The sequence below is a fragment of the Streptococcus sp. HMSC071D03 genome (assembly GCF_001812125.1).
Taxonomy (GTDB): domain Bacteria; phylum Bacillota; class Bacilli; order Lactobacillales; family Streptococcaceae; genus Streptococcus; species Streptococcus pseudopneumoniae_N.
The window spans coordinates 1-225 of record NZ_KV807776.1 but is presented as its reverse complement, the minus strand read 5'-3'; the positions used below and the strand labels follow the sequence as shown (position 1 = coordinate 225).

General features: G+C 37.8%; 1 pseudogene. It reads left to right on the top strand.

The window, feature by feature from the left end:
* Positions 1–189: pseudogene (locus HMPREF2837_RS11535) on the top strand (hypothetical protein); the annotation flags it as partial.
* Positions 190–225 lie beyond the last annotated feature (36 nt).

Below are 225 nucleotides of genomic sequence, written 5' to 3'. Positions count from 1 at the left end.
GTTCCTGGAGGAATGTACGGTACGGGAATGACTAAGCGAATGCGGATTAAAGAAAAAATCAATTTCTTTTTCCGAATCCAACAACGAACCTATGAGACAGAATTTGGAAAGGTAGGAATGTATACGAAAGATGAGTTTATTCAAAAGCAAAAGAGAAAAACTAGAAAACGCAGAAAAGAAAAGAATTGAGCGCTTGCGTCGTCAGATGAAACCTACGACACAAAA